At 34.9% G+C, this 19,909-nt stretch carries 15 protein-coding genes; 10 read left to right on the top strand and 5 right to left on the bottom strand.

Going from position 1 to position 19,909, the window contains the following annotated elements; all coding sequences use genetic code 11:
* Positions 1–22: 22 nt before the first annotated feature.
* Positions 23–1,651, bottom strand: coding sequence for a RagB/SusD family nutrient uptake outer membrane protein (locus RM542_RS00575; protein WP_311383755.1), 1,629 nt, complete (start codon positions 1,649–1,651; stop codon positions 23–25).
* A gap of 20 nt (positions 1,652–1,671) precedes the next feature.
* A complete protein-coding gene (locus RM542_RS00570; protein ID WP_311383754.1) occupies positions 1,672–4,800 on the bottom strand; it encodes a SusC/RagA family TonB-linked outer membrane protein in 3,129 nt (1,042 codons plus the stop codon).
* Between the two features lie 334 nt (positions 4,801–5,134).
* Here RM542_RS00570 and RM542_RS00565 point away from each other — a divergent pair, with 334 nt between their 5' ends.
* From RM542_RS00565 to RM542_RS00545, 5 genes are all read left to right on the top strand, one after another.
* Positions 5,135–6,157, top strand: a complete 1,023-nt coding sequence (locus RM542_RS00565) for a LacI family DNA-binding transcriptional regulator (RefSeq protein WP_311383753.1) — start codon at positions 5,135–5,137, stop codon at positions 6,155–6,157.
* A gap of 24 nt (positions 6,158–6,181) precedes the next feature.
* The gene (locus RM542_RS00560) at positions 6,182–8,485 is read left to right on the top strand and encodes a glycoside hydrolase family 65 protein (RefSeq protein WP_311383752.1); all 2,304 of its coding nucleotides are present in this window, start codon (positions 6,182–6,184) and stop codon (positions 8,483–8,485) included.
* The gene (locus RM542_RS00555) at positions 8,482–10,350 is read left to right on the top strand and encodes an alpha-amylase family glycosyl hydrolase (RefSeq protein WP_311383751.1); all 1,869 of its coding nucleotides are present in this window, start codon (positions 8,482–8,484) and stop codon (positions 10,348–10,350) included. Before RM542_RS00560 ends, RM542_RS00555 begins: the two co-directional genes overlap by 4 nt.
* A gap of 80 nt (positions 10,351–10,430) precedes the next feature.
* Entirely contained in the window at positions 10,431–11,186 is a 756-nt protein-coding gene (locus RM542_RS00550) for a glycerophosphodiester phosphodiesterase family protein (RefSeq protein WP_311383750.1), read from the top strand.
* Positions 11,186–12,466, top strand: coding sequence for an NAD(P)/FAD-dependent oxidoreductase (locus tag RM542_RS00545; protein WP_311384883.1), 1,281 nt, complete (start codon positions 11,186–11,188; stop codon positions 12,464–12,466). Before RM542_RS00550 ends, RM542_RS00545 begins: the two co-directional genes overlap by 1 nt.
* Here the strand turns inward: RM542_RS00545 and RM542_RS00540 are convergent.
* The gene (locus tag RM542_RS00540; RefSeq protein WP_311383749.1) at positions 12,444–13,172 is read right to left on the bottom strand and encodes an MIP/aquaporin family protein; all 729 of its coding nucleotides are present in this window, start codon (positions 13,170–13,172) and stop codon (positions 12,444–12,446) included. The genes RM542_RS00545 and RM542_RS00540 overlap by 23 nt on opposite strands.
* Before the next feature lie 29 nt (positions 13,173–13,201).
* Positions 13,202–14,695: a glycerol kinase GlpK gene (gene glpK, locus RM542_RS00535; protein ID WP_311383748.1), complete on the bottom strand. Its 1,494-nt coding sequence runs from the start codon at positions 14,693–14,695 to the stop codon at positions 13,202–13,204.
* 69 nt (positions 14,696–14,764) lie between these two features.
* Here glpK and RM542_RS00530 point away from each other — a divergent pair, with 69 nt between their 5' ends.
* Entirely contained in the window at positions 14,765–15,292 is a 528-nt protein-coding gene (locus RM542_RS00530) for a DUF1697 domain-containing protein (RefSeq protein ID WP_311383747.1), read from the top strand.
* A 26-nt stretch (positions 15,293–15,318) separates the two neighbouring features.
* Here the strand turns inward: RM542_RS00530 and RM542_RS00525 are convergent, their stop codons facing one another.
* The gene (locus RM542_RS00525) at positions 15,319–15,792 is read right to left on the bottom strand and encodes a TspO/MBR family protein (RefSeq protein WP_311383746.1); all 474 of its coding nucleotides are present in this window, start codon (positions 15,790–15,792) and stop codon (positions 15,319–15,321) included.
* A gap of 89 nt (positions 15,793–15,881) precedes the next feature.
* Here RM542_RS00525 and RM542_RS00520 point away from each other — a divergent pair, with 89 nt between their 5' ends.
* The 4 genes from RM542_RS00520 to RM542_RS00505 all read left to right on the top strand — a co-directional run bounded on the left by RM542_RS00520 (position 15,882) and on the right by RM542_RS00505 (position 19,909).
* Entirely contained in the window at positions 15,882–16,967 is a 1,086-nt protein-coding gene (locus tag RM542_RS00520) for a diphosphomevalonate decarboxylase (RefSeq protein WP_311383745.1), read from the top strand.
* A 144-nt stretch (positions 16,968–17,111) separates the two neighbouring features.
* A complete protein-coding gene (locus RM542_RS00515) occupies positions 17,112–18,044 on the top strand; it encodes a mevalonate kinase (RefSeq protein ID WP_311383744.1) in 933 nt (310 codons plus the stop codon).
* 9 nt (positions 18,045–18,053) lie between these two features.
* Complete coding sequence (locus tag RM542_RS00510; RefSeq protein ID WP_311383743.1) at positions 18,054–18,959, top strand: geranylgeranylglycerol-phosphate geranylgeranyltransferase; 906 nt, start codon at positions 18,054–18,056, stop codon at positions 18,957–18,959.
* A complete protein-coding gene (locus tag RM542_RS00505; RefSeq protein WP_311383742.1) occupies positions 18,959–19,909 on the top strand; it encodes a carbon-nitrogen hydrolase family protein in 951 nt (316 codons plus the stop codon). Before RM542_RS00510 ends, RM542_RS00505 begins: the two co-directional genes overlap by 1 nt.

The raw sequence follows: 19,909 nt of genomic DNA, 5'->3' as shown, positions 1-19,909 counted from the left end.
TTATAACTTAAATGGCTAAAAATTAATAACCAGGATTTTGTACTAAGTTAGGGTTGGCCAATAATTGTGGCAGTGGAATTGGGAAAAGTGCTCTGGTTTGATTACCAACTTCAGAAGTTCCTTTAAACTCCCAATCTCGTAAGTATTGCCCAAAGCGTATCATATCAGTTCTACGCACTTGTTCAGCAAATAATTCTCTTCCTCTTTCTTCAAGTAAATCTGATTCAGAAACAGTTCCAAGTGGTGTAGCACCTCTTAATGTTCGTAACTCATTTACCATCGCAGTTGCATCGCTACCGCTTCTTAACATAGCTTCAGCTTTCATTAAGTGAGCGTCAGCGTATCTGAAAAATATTTGAGTGTTACTAAAACCACCATCAAATCGTGGGCTGTACTTCATTAATCGTATCCCGGTTCTTTCACTGTTGTTGATTAGACTATTTGCGCCATTTCCATCAACAAATTCTCTAGAGAATTCAAGTGGAGCACCTTGTCTATCTTGTAAAGCTGTTCCGTCAAGAGCATATTGTTGTCCTATTAAGAAACCTTCACCGACATTAGATCCATCTTCAAATCCACCATTATCACTTGTGCCAGCGGCACCGCTAAACGGAATTCCATTTTTTGGAACACCACCACGACGTCTTTCTTGTCCTGAAATAGGATTTCTGTCAGTGTCATATTCGTTAGCATTTGCGTCACCTTCGAACATATCATAATATTCAGCAAGAGTACTGAAGCCATTCCAGCCTCCACCGCCTAAGCCAGTAGAATTGTAGTGAAGACCGTTGAAAATACGGTTTCCAACACCTGTTTGAATCCAGTAAATAGTTTCTGTATCAGCAGAAGATTCGAAAATTTCGAAATAGTCCATGCTTTCTAAAGCAAAACCGTCTGCTGCAATAGCATCTACTAAAGATATGACCTCGCTCATGTCACCCGATGCGGCAGTTCCTCCGCCGCCACTCAATTGTGTTTCATAGACATGTTTGTTTAAAAGAACTTTCGCTTTAAGAAAACGAGCAGAAGCCTTAGATGCAAGTCTTAAATTATCCATATCTCCAGGAGACACAGTTGGTAAACCAGCAATTGCAGCGTCAAGATCTGCGACTATAAAGTTAACAGCATCAGCTCCGGATAAAACAGTAGGTAAATCACTGTCAGGTAATTGAGTATCTCTAAATGGAACTTGACCATACAAATCAAGTGTCATCCACATAGCATAAGCTCTTAAAAAATTCGCTTGCGCAGCAGTACTAGCATCAGCATTACTTCTAGAGTCTAATATTCTAGATGCCAAAAGTTGAGCTGAAGTCCATTGTTGAAATGGTGTAAGGATGTCAGTTTCTTCAAGGCCCCACTCATGCGTGTGTAGCTTTCTCCAACGACCGTTATCACCCCAATCCGCACCCCTTGTAGGGATAAGAAAGGCATCAGTGGTAACCTCATTCAAAGCAAAAGTGTTCGCCTGGTCACCCAGTGCTCCAAAATTTCCATAAAGAGAGTTTAAACTTGAGGCTGGATCTTGAAGACCTTGAAAGCCTTCGCTAATGAATGAATCCGTTTCGTCGATTTCCAAATCTGTACAAGAGGCAAAAACCAGTGCACAAAGGGAAAACATTAAATAAATTTTAATTGAATTTTTTTTCATGATTTCTTACAATTTTTTAATTAAAATGTAGCATTTATGCCAAAAGTGATTGTTCTTGGACGCGGGAATGCTGACCAATCGATTCCTCTAGTAGGCACTCCTGAACCAAGTGTAGCCGTAGCTACATTTACTTCTGGGTCAATACCACTATAATCCGTAATTAAGAATAAGTTCTGACCTGTTAGGGAAAGACGTAAACTCTTAAGTGCATTATCACTACTTAGAGGCACATTGTACCCAATGGTTGCGTTTTGAAAACGAACAAAATCTCCACTTTCTAAGAAACGAGTCGAAACAGCAGTAGATGCTCCTGGATTTTCACCACTAGTTACTACATTTTGAGTAATATTTCTTGCAGTACCAATTTGTCCAGCATTAAACAAAGCGTTAGCTGTGTTATTATATACTGAGAAGCCAAATTGTCCAGAGAAGAAAGTTGTTACATCCCAATTACCGATACTAGCGTTAAGAGAAAGACCAGCAGTTACATCTGGTAGACCATCTTTGTCAACAAAAGACTTATCTGCATCTGGATCACCAACACCGTTACCGTCAATATCCGTATAAATAGGATTTCCTTCACCATCAAAACCTTCGAAGGTCGCCATGTAGTATGAAAATAAAGAATAACCAGATTCAAATCTTTGAGCAAAAGCCCCCGAAAGACCAGGGCCGTTAATTTCACCAGTATTTATTGCCCCAGTAAAATCTTGTATCTCGTTTTGATTGTATGCAATGTTAAAGTTAGCAGAGAAAGAAGCTTTGTCAGTTTCAATAAAATCATAACCTAAAGCTAATTCAATACCTTGGTTAACAACACTAGCATCTACATTACCAAATTGGAATGCACTTACAGAAGGGAATGCTGGTGGTAATTGCAATAATAAGTCATTAGTAGTATTACTATAAACATCAAGGCTACCACTAAACTTGTCATTATTAAAACCAAAGTCTAAACCAACATTTAAGTTTAAAGTCTCTTCCCATCTAAGGTCAGTTCTTTCAAACGCCACTGGTGCAGTACCAAAGTTATTTTCAAAAATTTCAAGCGATGTTTGTGTACCTATTCCTGTAAAACGTTCACGTGTTACGAAGTTACCGTACCCTAAACCAGCTTGGTTACCTACAATACCTGCACTCAAACGCAGTTTTAAAGTAGAAACATTATCACCTATGAAATCTTCTTCAGCCATTTGCCATGCAAATGCACCAGAAGGGAAGTACCCATACTGATTATCAGGTCCAAATCTTGAAGAACCATCAGCTCTAAAAGTACCTGTAAACAAATACTTGCTATTTATACTATAATTAACTCTAGCAAAGAATGATTGTAATTCATCAGTGTTGTCGAATTGATCAAAAGTAGCTGATTGCACATCTCTACCAAATGTAAAAGGCAAGATTTCAGTTACAGGACTCGGGAATAATCTATTTACAACTAAACCTGAACTGTTTACTCCATAAGCAAATTGTTGATAACCACCAGAGATGACTCCTTGAGCACCATTAATTGTATTCACTAAATCCTGACCCATTTCGTTAAGGTTTGATGTTCCAAAGCCTCGACCTTGAGAGTTAAAACCAAAAGTTCTAAAGTCTTGAAATGCATACCCAGCAACAATATCTAAATTAGAATTGCCTAAATCTTTATTGTAACTTAAAGTCACTTCTAGAGTAGAGTTTTCTCGTTCTAATGAATTAAACGTTCCGAAACCTAAACCTTCTATGCCATTGAAGTTCTGTAGATTTGAAGAAAGTACCGATACGTTTTCACTATCAGAAACATCATAACCCAAATTAACTTTACCACTAAGTTCTGGTGTAAACGCATAGTTTACAGAACCATTTAAAAGATATCTGTTTGTGTTAGTTATGTTTTGAGTTTCATTCAAGTAATTAGCTGGCTGAGTAAGACCACCGCCATCATCAAAACCTGGGTTGGCAGGCCATGTTGGATTTGCAGAGTAAGCAGCACCAAGAATATCACCTCTAAACCCAGCTCCAGCAGCAACTGGCGGTTGTTCACGATTTGTGCGTGAAATAGAAGTTTGTATAGCAAGCGTTAACTTATCATCTAAGAAACGTTGGTTCCAATTTACTCTTCCCGTGATTCTTTCGAATTCAGACTTTTCGATAACACCGAATTGCTTTTGGTAACCGAAAGTTGCTCTTACATTACCTGAACCATAGTTCTGAGAATAGGCTAAATTGTGATTAGTAGATGTTGCAGAACGCAAAATATATTCTTGCCAATCTGTATCTGCACCAAAATCGTTAGCAGCAGCATTACCACCAAACTGAGTAACAGCAGATAAGTACTCATCTCTATTTAGTAAGTCAAATTGTCTTACCGGAGACGCTACACTAATGTTAGAAGAAAGCTCCCATGTTCCTCCTGAACCTGCTCTACCACTCTTTGTTGTAATAATGATAACACCATTAGCACCACGAGAACCATAAATGGCCGTAGCAGAGGCATCTTTAAGGATACTCATGCTTTCAATATCACTTGGGTTTAAGAAGTTCAATGGATTACCAACATCACTTCCACCGTTTCCGGTATCACCTTGTGCATCAGTATTTTCACCAAATAATGGAACTCCGTCAACTACAAATAGTGGATTGTTATTACCACGTACAGAATTGGAACCTCTAATATTCACTTGGATACCAGCACCTGGTTCACCACTTGATTGTTGAATATTAACACCAGCGGTTTTACCTTGAATTAATTGCTCAGGGGCTACAATAGCACCGCTATTAAATTCATCCGAGGTAATTGCGGCAACCGATCCAGTAGCATCTTTCACGGTAGTACTACCGTAACCAATGATAACCACTTCATCAAGTGCTTGTGCATCTTCTTCTAGAGTTACATTAATTGAGGATCTGCCATTTACAGCAGTTTCGAATGTTTTGAACCCAATGTAGCTAACTACTAAGGTTGCATCATCACCCACATTATTAAGGGTGTAATTACCATCAAAGTCAGTTTGAGTACCATTTGTTGTACCTTTTACCAAGACACTCGCCCCTGGTAGTGGACCATTAGCATCAGAAATAGTACCTGATACCGTCTGGGCTTTTGCTGCACCAAAGCACACGAATGCTCCAATTAGCAGTAAGCCTTTAAGTAGCGTAATCTTCATAAATAATTAATTTTAAGTTTAGTTAATTTAAATTCAAGCATTAAACATATGTAAAAAAAATGTTAATTCTAGTTTTGGCCAAAAACCCAAAACCACGAAAACGGTTTCGTGTTAATAACTTTGGGCGATATGGCAATAATAATTGTAAAGGTGTTAAATTATCTAATTCGTAAATAACCTTGGTTATTAATACGAAATCTAATAAAATACGGGCAAATATACTATTTTTTATTTTTTAGTGAATAAGGCTTTTTATGTTAAATCCTAACTTAAATTCTACCTTAATTATATATTAGTTAATTTCCGAGGTTCAATACTCTTTACTGAAATATTTATGTTAAAGCAAAAAATCACTTTAAAGCATATCGCAAAAGAATTAGAAGTGTCAATTTCTACAGTTTCCAAGGCGCTCAAGAATAGTGAGGAAATCAGCAGAGACACAAAGGAAAAGATTCAAGCATTCGCAAAACTTTATAACTATAAACCCAATAATATAGCCATAAGTTTAAAAAATAAGCGAACTAAAAACATAGGTGTGGTAATTCCGGATATAGTACACCATTTTTTTACCACTGTGGTTCGAGGAATTGAAAAACATGCCAATACTAAAGGATACAATGTAATTGTATGCTTATCAGATGAGTCTTTTGATAAAGAAGTCATTAATATGGAGATGCTGGCTAATGGAAGTATAGATGGATTTATAATGTCCTTATCATCTGATACACAATTGAGGAATGATTACAATCATCTGAAAGAGGTAACAGAGCAAGGTATACCATTAGTTCTTTTCGATAGAGTAACCAATGCCGTTAATTGTGATAAAATTATTATCGATGATAAAATGGGAGCCTACATTGCTACAAAAAAGCTCATTGAAGAAGGAAGAAAGAAAATAGCCCTCGTTACTACTGAAGACTATCTGAGCGTAAGTAAAGCCAGAACCGATGGATATTTAAAGGCCTTGAATGATAATAATATCAAAGTAGATAATGAGATTATATTAAGGTTACCAAGTATGGGCATGCAAGAAGAACTGTTCAAAGAGTTTTTTGAAAAAGCAGATATTGATGCTGTACTATGTGTAAATGAAATTTTTGCTATTTATGGAATGCGATGCGTTAAAGACAATGGCTTAAAAATACCTGAGGATATATCTTTTATTGGCTTTACTGACGGACTTTTGTCAAAATATGCTAATCCGAGTTTGACTGCTATTGCTCAACATGGAGAAAAGATGGGTGAATTAGCAGCAGAAATGTTAATAGAAAAAGTTGAAAGTGAAGATGAATCTGAAACGTTTCAAACTAAAATTTTAGAGCCTACATTAATTGAACGTGATTCTACAATTAATTAAATTTGCGCAAATTCTGCAGTTTTAATGAATCAAGATTATATAAAGCCAAACCCTTGGTCACTTATTGAGGAGGGTTTTGAAACAGATAGAGTAAAATCTTCTGAAAGCCTATTTAGTATTGGTAACGGCGCTATGGGTCAGCGTGCTAATTTTGAAGAGTACTATTCCGGCGATACTTTTCAAGGAAGCTACATAGCAGGTGTTTATTACCCAGATAAAACTAGAGTAGGATGGTGGAAAAACGGATATCCAGAATATTTTGCTAAAGTTCTAAACGCTCCAAATTGGATTGGAATCAATATTCATGTTAATGAACAAGCGCTTGACTTGGCCACTTGTAAAAAGGTTACTTCTTTTAAGAGAGAATTAAACATGAAAGAAGGTTGGTATATACGCAGTTTTCAAGCCACTCTACCCAATGATATTGAAGTAAAAGTTGATGTTCAACGATTTTTAAGTTTGGACTTAGATGAGCTTGGTGCCATTGAATATAAATTGACGGTCTTGAATTCGGATGCTAATATCAGAATGACACCTTACATTGATAGCGGTATAACTAATGAAGATAGTAACTGGGACGATAAATTTTGGAATACTACAAGTGTAGCTTCAATTGGCAATCGTGCTTTTATCGAAGCACACACCATGAAAACCAATTTTGCTACATGTACTTTTATGGAAGCCACAGCAGAAGTCAACAATCAAATGATTGAAGTTTTAGAGCTTCAAGATGAAGAGCTTGTTGTTGGTTGCCAATTTCAGCATGAACTTAAATCAAACGAAACTATTACATTAACTAAGTATGGTGGATATACTGTTTCAACAAATCATAAACCTTCAGAACTAATTGATGCCGCAAATCATCTTTTAAATGAAGCTTCAGGATTAGGATTTGAGGTTTTATTAAAAAAGCAAAAACAAACTTGGGCTGCTATTTGGGAAATGAGTGATATTACAATTGAAGGTGATGTTAAAGCTCAACAAGGCATTCGCTTCAATATTTTTCAATTAAATCAAACTTATTTAGGTAAAGATTCTAGATTGAATATTGGTCCTAAAGGATTTACTGGAGAAAAGTACGGCGGTAGTACCTACTGGGATACTGAAGCGTATTGTCTTCCATTTTATATGGCTACTAAAAACCAAGAAGTGGCATGGAGTTTATTGGAATATCGTTACAATCATTTAGAAAAAGCTATTGAGAATGCGAAAAAATTAGGTTTTTCATACGGTGCGGCATTATATCCTATGGTAACCATGAATGGAGAAGAATGTCATAACGAATGGGAGATTACTTTTGAAGAAATACATAGAAACGGAGCAATAGCTTTTGCAATTTATAATTATTACCGTTTTACAGGTGACTATAGTTATATACCTGAAATGGGTCTTGAGGTGTTAATAGGCATTGCTCGATTCTGGCATCAACGTGCTAATTACTCATCAAAAAAGAAAAAGTTTGTCATTTTAGGTGTTACTGGACCTAATGAATATGAAAATAATATCAATAATAATTGGTATACGAACTATTTAGCAAAATGGTGTATCAAATACACATTAAAACAATTGCAAAAAGTTAAAGATGGATATCCGGTTGATTATGATCGAATCATTGCCCATACCAAATTGACTTCTGATGAGACGGATTTATGGGATGAAGTGGCGTCTAATATGTTCTTTCCTTTCTCAAAAAAGCATCAAATATTTTTGCAGCAAGATGGGTTCTTAGATAAAGAACTGATTAAGGTTAATGATTTGGCTAAATCAGATCGACCAATTAATCAAAAATGGAGTTGGGATAGAATTTTGCGTTCACCTTACATAAAACAAGCTGATATTTTACAAGGATTTTATCTTTTCGAAGAAGATTTTTCTATAGAAGAATTAGAAAAACATTTTGATTTTTATGAACCTTTTACAGTACACGAGTCTTCATTATCACCATGTGTACATAGTATTCAAGCGGCTAAACTAGGCCGGATGGATCAGGCTTACACATTTTATTTGCGAACTTCTCGATTAGATTTAGATGATTATAATAAAGAAGTTGAAGAAGGTTTACATATTACTTCAATGGCAGGTACTTGGATGAGTATTGTTGAAGGGTTTGGCGGTATGCGGGTGCTTGAAGATAAACTTTGTTTTACTCCTCAAATTCCAAAACAGTGGAAATCTTATTCGTTTAAAGTCAATTTTAGAAATAGGATAATCAAGGTTAGTGTTTCTGTTGATAACACTTCTTTTGAACTAACAGGTCAAGAAGAAATGTCAATAAGAGTAAATAATCAACGTGTAATCTTACTACCAGGCAAACAAGTCAATGTATGAAAAGACTTTTAACCTTGACCATCATCGTAGTTGCTTTAATTCATAGCTGTAAAAGAGAAAACATTAAAAAAATAGAACCTGAAGTTATGCAAAAAAGGAAAGTGGTGGTTTATCAGGTTTTTACTCGTCTTTTTGGGAATACTAATACCACAAATAAACCTTGGGGAACGCTACGGGAAAATGGTGTAGGTAAATTTGATGATTTTGATGATAAGGCCCTTCAAGAAATTAAAGACTTAGGTATTACACATATGTGGTATACAGGTGTGCCGCATCATGCAGTTATCAATGATTATTCATCAATTGGAGTATCACATGATGATCCTGATGTTGTTAAAGGTAGAGCTGGTTCCCCTTACGCGGTGAAAGATTATTACAACGTGAATCCTGATTTGGCTCTTAATCCTATTAATCGATTAGAAGAATTTAAGGCTTTGATAGATAGGACTCACCAACACGGTATGAAAGTAATTATTGATATTGTGCCTAATCACGTTGCCCGTAATTATGAAGGTTTAACCAACCCGAAAGGCGTAAAGGATTTTGGCGCTGATGATAATACTAATGTGGAATATTCTAGGGACAATAATTTCTATTATATTCCCAATAGTGAGTTTGAAGTTCCTGAATGGCAAGATGGATATTTGCCCTTAGGAGGTGCCAAAAATAATTTAGTTGATTCCAAATTTAAAGAAGCACCTGCTAAATGGACTGGCAATGGTTCTAGATCTGTTCGACCACATACTAATGATTGGTATGAAACTGTTAAAATTAATTACGGCGTTCGACCAGATGGTTCTTATGATTTTGAAACCCTTCCAAGTCAATATGCACAAGAAGATTTTAAATCTCACTTTGAATTTTGGAAGAATAAAGACTTACCTGATTCATGGTATAAATTTAGAGACATCACTTTGTATTGGCTAGATTTTGGAGTAGATGGCTTTCGATTTGATATGGCAGAAATGGTACCCGTGGAGTTTTGGAGCTTCTTAAACTCATCGATAAAAATGAAGAACCAAGATGCTTTTATTTTAGCAGAAGTATATAACCCTAAATTGTACAGAGATTATATTTATAAAGGAAAAATGGATTACCTCTATGATAAAGTAGAGTTATATGATAGTATAAAACATATTATGAAAGGTTATGGCTGGACTGATCATATACCTGTTGTTCAAAATGGTTTAAAAGACATTGAACATCATATGCTTCATTTTTTAGAGAATCATGATGAACAAAGGATAGCAAGCCCTGATTTTGTAGGAAAAGCTGAAATAGCAATGCCAGCAATGGTTGTTTCTGCAACTATAAGTTCATCACCTACTATGATTTATTTTGGCCAAGAAGTGGGAGAGGATGGTTCAGAAAATGCTGGTTTTGGGAGCCCAACAAGAACCTCAATATTTGATTATGTTGGAGTCCCTGCGCATCAACGTTGGGTGAATAATAAAAAGTACGATGGAGGACAACTTACGGACTCAGAAAAAGAGCTGCGTGATTTTTATAAGAGACTTCTAAATTTTACAATTAACAGTTCTGCCTTAATGGAGGCATATCAAGAAGTTCATTTTTACAATAAAGAAAATACAGAAGGTTACAATCATAGAGTATTGTCTTTCGTGAGGTGGAGCGAAGATGAAAAGTTAATTGTTGTTTCTAATTTTGATGAAATTGAAAGCTTTGATTTCGAATTGAAACTACCGAAAGATATTGTAGCAAAATGGAATTTAAAAAATCAACAATATAAAATTAAAGATGAATTATATGGTAATTTTGAAACTGTAGAAGTCGATAATGGTATTGGAAAAATTCAAGTTTCATTAAAGCCATTACAGTCTTATATTTTTCGCGTCATAGAATAATAAAATAAATAATAGGCTTAATTTCAGAAATGAATAGTTTCTCAAATTGTATTTTTAGGCATTAATTAAGATAAATGAAAATGAAGAAAGTTTTATTCTGGGGAATTTTTTGTTTGACATTACTAAGTTCATGTGAAATGGATAAAAAAGAACTTTTAGTTATTGGCCATAGAGGTGCAATGGGCTACGAAACTGAAAATACCCTTGCATCTATACAAAAGGCATTGGACTTGGGTGTAGATATGATTGAAATTGATGTTTTTAAAATTAAAAGTGGTGAAATCATGGTCTTTCATGATCAAACCTTAGATAGAATTTCTAACGCTCCAGGTAATATTGAAGAGTATTATATTGGTGATTTAAAACAGGTGATTTTAGATGGCAATCATAGAATACCAACACTTCAAGAAGTTCTTAAATTAATTGATAATAAAGTTGCACTAAATATAGAATTGAAAGGTACTAATACCGCCGACCGAGTAAATTTCATTACCAACTACTATGCTGAAAAGCATGGTTGGAGCGCTGAAAATTTTGTGATTTCAAGCTTTAATTGGGACGAATTGAAATACACTCGAGAATTGAATCCTGATAGAGCAATAGCTGTTCTAACTGAAGATGAAGCTTTTGATGAAGCAATAGCGATGGCAAAAGAATTGAATGCCGTTGCAGTTAATCCTTGGTTCAAAACCTTAACAGCTGAAAAAGTAAAGCAAATACAAAATGAAGGTTTTAAGGTATATACTTATACCGTAAATGAACCTGAAGATTTACAACAAATGTTAGATTTTGGTGTAGATGGTGTTTTTACCAATTACCCAGATAGAGTTCAGTGATTTATGATGTAATTATTGCAGGTGGTGGGGCTGCAGGCTTTTACGCCGCAATTCAAATTGCAGAAAATAATCCCAAACAGAAAATTGCGATTTTTGAACGAGGCAAAACGGTTCTGGGTAAAGTAAAAATATCTGGCGGTGGCCGTTGCAATGTTACGCATGCTGAGTTTAACCCTCAAGAACTTATTAATAATTATCCTCGTGGTAAAAAAGAATTATTAGGGCCGTTTCATACCCATAGTACTGGCGATATTATGCAGTTCTTTGAGGAACGAGGGGTTCCTTTAAAGATTGAAGAAGATGGTAGAATCTTTCCTCTTTCTAATAGTTCTCAAAGTATTATAGATTGTTTTTTGAATGCGACTGAAAAGTATTCTATTGAGGTTCTTCGTAATAATCCTATCAAATTAATTGAACAATCTTCAGAAATAAATGAAGGCTGGCAAGTGGCTACTAAAAATAAATTTTACCATTGTCAAAAACTTCTTATCGCAACTGGTAGCAGTCCAAAAATGTGGGATTTACTACAAAAAATGGGTCACAGCATAATACCTCCAGTACCATCTTTATTTACGTTTAATATAAATGACGAAAGAATAAAAGGAATTCAAGGTTTAAGTACCAAAGCCGAGGTTAGAGTACTACCAAAGAAAAAGTACGATTCAAAGATTTCCATACAACTTAAGAGTGCCGTTAGGCAAGAATCTCTTTTGGAATCTGAAGGGCCCTTGTTAATTACACATTGGGGTTTAAGTGGTCCTGCCATTTTAAAATTATCTGCATGGGGAGCAGCTGTTTTAAATGAGCTGAACTATAATTTCCGAATTGAGATAAATTGGTTGCCCGAATATAGTACTATGTCATTGGAGCGTTTATTTATGGAAATAAAAGATGTTGAAGCTAAAAAGACAATCTTAAAAACAAAAGCTGTTGATATTCCAAGACGTCTATGGAACAGTTTGGTAAAAGCTTCAGGAATAACACCTGAGCTGAGGTGGGCTGACGTTTCAAAAGAAAGCATTAGATCTTTATCAGAGCAGTTAACAAGATGTACATTGAAAGTAGAAGGGAAAAGTACTTTTAAAGAAGAATTTGTTACAGCTGGTGGGGTTGATTTGAAAGAAATTAATTTTAAAACTTTTGAAAGCAAAAAATTAAAGAACATCTATTTTGCCGGAGAAGTTATAAATATTGATGCCATTACTGGCGGGTTTAATTTTCAAAATGCATGGACTGGAGCCTATATTGCAGCTCAAGCTATTGTAAATACCCAGCAATAAAAGCCGCCAAAATTCCACCTATAATTGGTGCAACAACAGGAACCCAAGAATACCCCCAACCGTGAGAGCCCTTATTTTTTATGGGAACCAAAGCATGAATAATTCTCGGACCTAAATCACGAGCTGGATTAATTGCGTAACCCGTTGTTCCTCCTAAAGAAAGACCAATTGACCATATAATTAATGCAACTGGTAAAGCACCAAGTGAACCCAGACCTATAATGGTATTATCATCTGTAATTGTTGCATCAGTAAAAAACAATACTGCAAATACTAAGACGAAAGTTCCTAATATTTCAGTCAAAATATTAATCGGAATATTTTTGATTGCAGGAGTATTGCAAAAAACACCACGTTTGGCATCTCCATCCTCGGTTATGTTAAAATGATCTTTATTCATTAACCAAACAAAAAATGCTCCTAGCATCGCACCTATAAACTGTGCGATTATGTATTTGGGTACATCATATATCGAAAATTCTCCAGCAAAAGCTAATCCAATACTAACAGCAGGGTTTAAGTGCGCACCGCTATAAGGCCCTGCAACCACCACGCCTGTATAAACTGCTAATGCCCAACCAGTTGTAGTAACAATCCAGCCTGAACCGCTACCATAAGTCTTGTTTAATGAAACATTGGCATTAACACCACAACCTAAAAGAATTAAAAGAAAGGTGCCGACAATCTCGGCTACAAATGGACTCATATTTTGGTTTTATTTAAAAAGATTTTTACTTAATTTTTTGTCCAATGTTCTAGGGCATCAATTGCTTTGTACCAACCTTTAATTCCGTCATCAATTGTTTTTCTATCAGAGGTTGGTTTAAAATGTATATCAGTTTGCCAAATATCTTGAATTTCTTCTTGACTTTTCCAAAACCCAACAGCTAATCCTGCCAAATATGCTGCCCCCATAACCGTAGTCTCAATAATCTTTGGGCGTACAGTTATCGTATTTAAAACATCTGACTGAAACTGCATTAATAAATCATTTACAGTAGCACCACCATCTACCCGAAGTTCTTTTATTGAAACATTGGAATCAGCTTCCATTGCTTTTAATATATCCATTGTTTGGTAGGCGATGGAATCCAATGCTGCGCGAGCAATGTGCGCATCAGTGCTGCCTCTTGTTAGTCCAAACAGAGTTCCTTGGGCCTGTTGGTTCCAATGAGGAGCACCTAATCCCGCAAATGCTGGCACAAAATAAACACCTTCGGAGTTTTTAACTGTACTGGCCAAAGCTTCAATATCGGCCGACTTTTGAATAATTTTCAAACTATCACGAAGCCATTGAACAACAGCCCCAGCAATAAAAATACTTCCTTCAAGGGCATAGGTTGTTTGTCCATTAATCTTCCAAGCAACGGTGGTTAAGAGATTGTTTTTTGATTTTGTAGGTTTATCTCCAATGTTCATGAGCATAAAACAGCCAGTTCCATAGGTGTTTTTAACCATTCCTTTTTTGGTGCACATTTGTCCAAAAAGAGCGGCTTGCTGATCACCTGCAATACCTGCAATAGGTATTTTATTAGCAAAAAAGTTAGGACTTGTATGACCATATACTTCGCTTGATTGTTTTACGTCTGGCAACATACTCTTAGGAATGGTAAAAATTTCTAGAAGCTCTTCGTCCCATTCCATTGAGTTAATATTAAAAATCAAGGAACGAGAGGCATTTGTTACATCGGTAATATGTAATTTTCCTTGAGTCATTTTCCAAATTAACCAAGAGTCAATTGTACCCCAAGCTAATTCACCAGATTCAGCTTTCGCTCTTGCTCCTTCAACATTATCTAATATCCATTTTACCTTAGTTGCCGAGAAATAAGAATCAATGACCAGACCTGTTTTTTTACGAATCAAATCAGTGTTTCCGTTCGCTTTTAAATCATCGCAAAAGCTTGCAGTTCTTTTATCCTGCCAAACAATGGCGTTATAAATAGGTTCTCCGGTTTTTCTATCCCATACAACAGCTGTTTCACGTTGATTTGTGATGCCTATTGCAGCTATTGCTTGCCCTTCTAAACCTTTTTTTGTAACTGCTTCTGCAGCAACACCTGCCTGAGTTGACCATATTTCTGTAGCATCATGCTCTACCCATCCTGGTTTTGGAAAAATTTGGGTAAACTCTTTTTGAGCTATAGAAACTATGACGCCTTTCTTATCAAAAACGACAGCCCTACAACTGGTTGTGCCTTGATCTAAGGCTAAAATATACTCACTCATAAATATTAATTAGTTCACGGAATTTACTAAAAATAAATGTGCTAGTTTTAGAACAAAGCAAAAATTATAATGAAGTCTTATATCTGTTTTTTAAGAGGAATAAATGTTAGCGGTCAGAAAAAAATTAAGATGGCTGAGTTGAAAGAAACTTTAGGTAAGAGAGGATTTGACAATGTAAAAACATATATACAAAGCGGAAATTTGGTTATTAAATCTAAAAAGCCATTTAAAGAATTACAATCAATAATTGAAAAAAGTATCAATCAAGATTTTGGGTTTGATGTTCCCGTATTACTAACAACTAAAGTAACTCTTGTTAATATTTTGGAAGGTATTCCTTTTAAAAATGCAGATGAAAAGAATTTATATTTCACCTTTTTTATTGATGAGCCTGATAAATTTCTGGTGAACGATTTTAAAGAATTGCAATTTATTAATGAAGAATTTTTCCTTACTGAAAATTGTGTTTATTTAAATTGCAAAAAAGGTGCTGGAAGGGCTAAGTTGAATAACAATTTGATAGAAAAAAAGCTTAAAGTAAATGCCACAACTCGTAATCTGAATACTCTTAAAAAAATGATTGAAATGACCTCTTAAGTTCATTAATGAATGAGCTCAAAAATTTAATTTAATTCCCAAATTTTAAAATTTAATGCTGTTGCGAAAATAACCCAAAACAAATATGGAACCATTAAAATAGCAGCTTTTTTACTTACTACGTTAAACCATCTTATGGTTAACACAATTAGTACTAAAAGTATTAAAATGACAAACAAAGCAGCTAAAGGATTTTTTAATCCGAAAAAGATAATGCTCCATGATGCATTTAATAACAGCTGAAAACCGAAATGATAGAGTGCAGTTTTGACCCAAACATGATGAAATCCTTTGCCCCAAACGATTCCGGCAGCAACCCCCATCATGACATAGAGTATAGTCCATACAGGAGCAAATAGCCAGTTAGGCGGGTTAAAACTCGGTTTATTTAAGGTTATATACCAATCATTCACAGAACTTTGGGTAGCAAAACTAGATAAGAAACCAATTAAAAGGCAAACAATTACAGCAATTACTATTTTGGTGACTTTTCTTCTCATGGTAGTGCAATTCTTACTAAAATAACAATTAATTTCAATTGAACACTACCATAGCGGTACTTCATTTATCTTTGCTAAAATTGCTTTTAATGACCGAGAATAATTTCATCTTTGATGACGAGTTTGTAATATCTTCAGAAGGAAGAGTTGGTTGGAAGGCTCCTAGTAACATCGCTTTAGTAAAATATTGGGGTAAAAAACCAAATCAGATTCCTGCTAATCCATCTATAAGTTTTACACTTGATGCCTGTGCAACTACAACTACTGTTACCTACAAAAAGCTAGATAAAATATCATCTGACTTTTCGTTTGATTTATTTTTTGAAGGAAAGGAAAATCAAGATTTTAAACCGAAGATTCAGACATTTTTTGAAAGAATTGATAAGTATGTGCCTTTTCTTAAATCATGTCATTTAAAAATAGAAACATCTAATTCCTTCCCTCATAGTAGCGGAATTGCTTCTTCAGCTAGTGGAATGGGAGCATTGGCGCTTTGCGTTATGTCAATAGAAAAACAATTAAACCCAGAAATTACTCAATCATATTTTAACCGAAAAGCATCTTTTCTTGCACGTTTGGGTTCAGGTAGTGCTTGCAGAAGCATCGAGGGTCCTTTTATACAATGGGGAAAGTATGGAGGAATAAAAGAAAGTTCTAATTTGTTTGGCGTTTCTTACCCATTTAAGGTGCACTCAAATTTTATGAATTATCATGATACCATTTTATTAGTTCATAAAGGACAGAAAACCGTAAGTAGTACGGTTGGTCATGAGTTAATGCACAATCACCCATTTGCAAATCAAAGATTTGAGCAGGCTCATAACAATTTAGATAAGTTAGAGCAAGTGTTTGAAAAAGGAGATTTGAATGAGTTTATAAAAATTGTAGAAAGTGAAGCATTAACCTTACATGCAATGATGATGACGAGTTTGCCTTATTTTATTTTAATGAAGCCAAATACTTTGGAAATTATTAATAAAATTTGGTCTTTCCGTGAAGCTACGAATACCCCTATTTGTTTTACGCTTGATGCCGGTGCAAATGTTCATGTTTTATATCCTGAAATGGTAAAAGAAAAAGCAATTCAATTTATTCAAGATGAATTAGTTGTGTACTGTGAGAACGGACATTATATTTGTGATCGGATTGGTCAAGGGGCAACAAAAATAGCTTAAGGATGTCCATAATTTTTAATGGATTTACACGTTTTCTCTTAAAGCCAAGCCAAACTATAGTATAAACTTTTGATTTAGACCCCACTTTGTTTATCTTTATAAGCGAAGTGATTAAACAAAATTTAAGTTTATCATTCAAAACCTATGAAAGGACCATTATTTTATTCAAAAATTCTGCTGTTTGGCGAATATGGAATTATAAAAGATTCTAAAGGCCTTTCAATTCCTTATAATTTTTTTAAAGGTGCATTGAAGACAGATGATAATCCGTCTCATGAAGCGGTCAAATCAAATCAAAGTTTGATTGGTTTTGCCGAACATATTGGTAATCTTCAGGCTGATGGACTTTTTGAATTTGATATTGAATCGCTTAGAAATGATGTTTCGGATGGAATGTATTTCGATAGCTCTATACCACAAGGCTATGGAGTCGGAAGCAGTGGTGCATTAGTTGCAGCTATTTATGATAAATATGCACTTGATAAAATTACCGTTCTAGAAAATTTAACACGAGAAAAGCTTTTAAAGTTGAAAACCATTTTTGGTCAAATGGAATCTTTTTTTCACGGAAAATCTTCTGGTTTAGATCCTTTAAATAGTTACTTAAGTTTGCCAATACTGATTAATTCCAAAGACAATATTGAGTCCACAAGTTTACCAACTCAAAACAGGGCGGGTAAGGGAGCTGTATTTTTATTGGATAGTGGTATTACTGGTGAAACTGCTCCAATGGTACAGATTTTTATGGAGCAAATGAAGCAAGAGGGTTTTAGAAGTATGCTTAAAGATAAATTTATCAAGCATACTGATGCTTGTGTCGATCATTTCTTAAATGGTGATATTAAGAGTCTTTTTGGTCACATGAAGCAACTATCTCATGTGGTTTTCGATAATTTTAAACCTATGATTCCTAAACAGTTTCATGATTTATGGAAAAGAGGTATCGAAACCAATGATTATTATCTCAAGTTATGTGGTTCAGGTGGCGGAGGCTATATTTTAGGTTTTACTGAAGATATTGATAAAGCAAAAACTTCGTTAAAAGGTCATAACTTAGAAGTGGTTTACAACTTCTAAAATCAAAACATGTTTACTAGAAAAAATAAACTCCTTCTTTTTAAGTTGTTGAGTCTATTTTCTGTTGTTAGAGGATATAATATTCTAATGATAACCTTTGCCCAGTATTTGGCATCAATTTACATACTTTCACCTAATTTACCTTTAAGAACTGTTGTTTTCGATATTAATCTTTTTTTAATTGTCACCGCTTCTGCTTTAGTAATAGCATCAGGCTATATCATTAATAATTTTTATGATGCTGAAAAAGACCTTATTAATAAACCAACCAAAAGTATGTTAGATAGGTTGGTAAGTCAGCGCTTTAAATTGACTACCTATTTTGTTTTAAATTTTATTGCAGTTTTGGCAGCAAGCTATATATCATTTAGGGCGGTTTTGTTTTTTTCAGCCTATATCTTCGGAATTTGGCTGTATTCTCATAAGTTGAAACGAATTCCTTTTTTAGGAAACTTGGTTTCCACTACTTTGGCGATTGCTCCATTTTTTGTGGTTTTTGTTTATTATAAAAATTTTGAAGCTGTAATTTTTGTTCATGCGTTGTTTTTATTCTTATTGATGCTGGCAAGAGAAATGATTAAGGATTTGGAAAATATTGCAGGTGATTTGACTCAGAATTATAGGACCATTCCTATTCTTTATGGAGCTAGAAAAGCAAAATCTTTAATAATGTTTTTAGTGATTTTCACCCTTATACCAGCATGGCTTCTAGTAACTAAATTTGATGTTGGTTTAATGTATGTTTACTTTACAGGTAGCATTCTGTTATTGGTGTTTTTTATTATTTTATTATTTAGAGCAACAGATAAAAAACATTACGTTTGGCTTCATAATATTTTAAAGTTCATAATAGTGATTGGGGTTTTTAGTATCCTTTTAATTGATGTTGATTTGGTCTTAAATAGAATTATATAATGGAGAATTTATTGAATGTGGCCTTAGCTCAAATAGCTCCGGTTTGGCTTAATAAAAAAGCAACAATTGCGAAAATTGAAGCATCAATTATTGAGGCCTCGCAAAATAAGAGTGAACTAATTGTCTTTGGCGAAGCTTTGCTTCCTGGTTATCCGTTTTGGTTGGCACTCACCCAAGGAGCTAAATGGAATCTAGAAGTTAACAAACAGCTTCATGCACATTATGTTCGTAATTCTATTCAAATAGAATCTGGAGAATTAAATAGTATTTGTGATTTAGCTAAAGAATATTCAATTGCCATCTATTTGGGCATAATGGAAAGGGCAAAAAATAGGGGAGGTCATAGTATTTATGCGTCCTTGGTTTATATTAATGAACAGGGCGAAATTAAATCTGTCCATAGAAAATTACAACCAACTTATGACGAACGTTTAACATGGGCACCTGGCGATGGAAATGGATTACAAGTGCATCCCTTAAAACAATTTACTGTTGGGGGACTTAACTGTTGGGAGAATTGGATGCCATTACCAAGAGCTGCATTATATGGTCTAGGAGAAGACTTACATGTAGCAGTTTGGCCCGGTAGTGACCATAATACTAAAGATATTACCCGATTCATCGCCAGGGAGTCTCGCAGTTATGTCATCTCTGTTTCGGCCTTAATGCATAAAGAGAATTTTCCTGAAGAAACACCATATATTAAAGAGATACTATCCGAGGCTCCTGATACTTTGGCAAATGGAGGTTCTTGTATCGCAGGGCCAGATGGAGAGTGGATAGTAGCACCTATTATTGGCAAAGAAGGTCTAATATATCATACACTTGACTTTAATCGCGTATTTGAAGAACGTCAAAACTTTGATCCCGTTGGACATTATTCAAGGCCTGATGTTACTAAACTCATTGTAAATAGAGGGAGACAATCTACCGTCGAGTTTAACGACTAA

The organism is Croceitalea sp. P059 (genome assembly GCF_031846365.1).
In the GTDB taxonomy this organism is placed as follows: domain Bacteria; phylum Bacteroidota; class Bacteroidia; order Flavobacteriales; family Flavobacteriaceae; genus Croceitalea; species Croceitalea vernalis.
This window is presented reverse-complemented; position numbering and strand designations above follow the sequence as displayed.